Source organism: Brevibacterium sp. S22 (genome assembly GCF_004745485.1).
GTDB lineage: Bacteria > Actinomycetota > Actinomycetes > Actinomycetales > Brevibacteriaceae > Brevibacterium.
Genome location: NZ_RHFG01000055.1, coordinates 1 through 2,176, shown reverse-complemented (window position 1 = coordinate 2,176; position 2,176 = coordinate 1). Strand labels below are relative to the sequence as shown.

The window sequence follows — 2,176 nt, the reverse complement described above, 5'->3', positions numbered from 1 at the left end:
ATCCGACGCAAGCTCAAATGGTATCTAGCGCGTCGGGTCTACAAGATCCTCAACGCGCTAGATACCGTTCCTCAACCTGCTTGACAAGACATAGAAGGATCGAGGTTGCTGAGCCGCCGTCAGGTAGTTCTGGAGGGGTTTCAGGACCAGTCGTCCATGCCCTCCGGCGGCCACGGTTCGCCGTCGGCCTCGGCGTTGAGCTGGTACGCGATCGCACCGTCGATGGACTCACGGATGATGTCCGCGTGGCCGGCATGCCGGGCGATCTCCGTGCCCAGGTGCCACAGGATCCAGCGGACGGTCATGTCGAAGTCGTCGGGCATCCACGGATTGACGAGCCCGGTCACCTCCGCACCGAGGTCGGTGTTCTTCTCGGCGACGTCGCGACGGGTGTCTTCGAGCTCGTCCACGGCGCGGTCGAAGGCGGACAGCACATCGGCGATGTCGAGATCGGGCAGAGCCGACCCGTCGTACATCTCCGCCAGACCGATCCGGGCATTGATGGCAGGGAAATCATTGACGCTGAGCTTCTGGTCGGGTTCTTTGACCATCTGCAGCCAGCCGTTGAGGACCTGTGCGACATGGGCGATGAGCCCCGCGATGCTCAGCGGACTCGCCGTCGGCGTGGACCGGGCCTGCTCATTGCTCAGACCGCGAGCGGTCAGGCGCAGCTGAGTGCACTGCTGCGACATGAAGGTGAATGCGGAATCTGCTTCGGTTGTGACGGTCGGGGTGAAGAACGGCATGGTCTCTCCTTGTGAGGTCTCCGCTTGGCATGTCCGCCACAGTCGAATCGCTGCGTCGGTCATCCCATCGTCGGCGCCCATGCGGACATATAATGTCCGCATCAAGAGTTCAGGGCGAACGGATTCCAGATGACTGGATTCCACATGGAGGTGCGGTGCGGTGCGGTCGGAGACGAGGCTTCTGACGCTGCTCGGCCAGTTCGCATCCGGCAGGGTGTACACCGCCGCTGAACTGGCTGCTCGCTTCGACGTCACCCCGCGAACGATCCGCCGCGATATCGCGGCGCTGCGCGAACTCGGATACATCATCTCCTCGCTTCCCGGTCTGGCCGGGGGCTACCGCGCCGAATCGCGGACGGTGCTGCCCCCGCTGCAGCTGGAGGCGGGGGAGGCCCTGGCCACAGCGGTGGGTCTTGCGCTCCTGCGCGGGGCGGGGCTGGTCACCGAGAGTGCAGACTCGGCGACGACCAAACTGCAGGCGATGCTGCCGCCCACGATGCGCGCCACCGTCGCGGACATCGCGGGCGCCGTGTCCGTGTCCGAAGGCAATGTCCCTGGAGTCGACATCGGTGCGGTCATCGCACTCGCCTCGGCGATCAACGCTTCGACGATCGCGACCTTCGACTACCGGAAGATGCAACGTTCCGATGTCGACGTCCCCACTGCGTGGGTCGACGTTCCCGCTGTGCCGGCGGACGTCTCCACCACGTCGACCGACTCACCGACAGCATTCGCCGCGGACCCGACCACCCGAGCAAAGGGTGGCCCGACCGCTCATCCGACCGTTCGGCCGACCGCTCGTCCGAACGCCAGTCCGCCTTCCGACCACACCTCGCCATCTCGTCGTGTGGAACCGGTGCGCCTCGTCGTCCTCGGCGCGCACTGGTATCTCTTTGCCTTCGACCTCGATCGTGCTGATCATCGAGTCTTCCGTCTCGACCGGATGGGCCGAGTCCACGCGACGACGCTGAGCGTCACCCCACGTGAGCACCCCGACGCCGAGGCGGCCGTCTCAGCCGCCGTCACCACCACCGCGTATCCGCACACCGTCGTTCTGCGCACGACCGCCTCGGCGCAGGAGGCGAAGGAATGGTTCCCCACCCGAAGCGCCACCATCACCGAGGCGGCCGACGGTGTGCACATCACCTGCGGATTCTGGGACCTCAGATGGGTCGCGGCCACCCTGGTCGGCATCCCGGCCGAGATCGAGGTGCTCCACCCGCCGGAGCTCATCGACTCCCTGCGCGACCAGGCGGCAAGAATGCAGGCGGTCGTCGAGGCCTCCACGCCCAAATTGCTACCTGACGGCGGCTCAGCAACCTCGCGCTGTGAGTATTGACAGTGGCTGGTCTGGGACTGGCTGGCAGAGTAGGTGTTGGCCTCTCCATCCCGTGATCGTGACTCCACCTTGCGCTGACCCACACAGTGGT

2 protein-coding genes are annotated in these 2,176 nt (G+C 65.4%); one reads left to right on the top strand and one right to left on the bottom strand.

The features are described 5' to 3' along the window. Nucleotides 1–140: 140 nt before the first annotated feature. The gene (locus EB835_RS20085) at nt 141–746 is read right to left on the bottom strand and encodes a mycothiol transferase (protein WP_135811183.1); all 606 of its coding nucleotides are present in this window, start codon (nt 744–746) and stop codon (nt 141–143) included. Between the two features lie 160 nt (nt 747–906). Here EB835_RS20085 and EB835_RS20080 point away from each other — a divergent pair, with 160 nt between their 5' ends. Continuing rightward, complete coding sequence (locus EB835_RS20080; protein ID WP_135811182.1) at nt 907–2,085, top strand: helix-turn-helix transcriptional regulator; 1,179 nt, start codon at nt 907–909, stop codon at nt 2,083–2,085. The last annotated feature ends 91 nt before the right edge of the window (nt 2,086–2,176 follow it).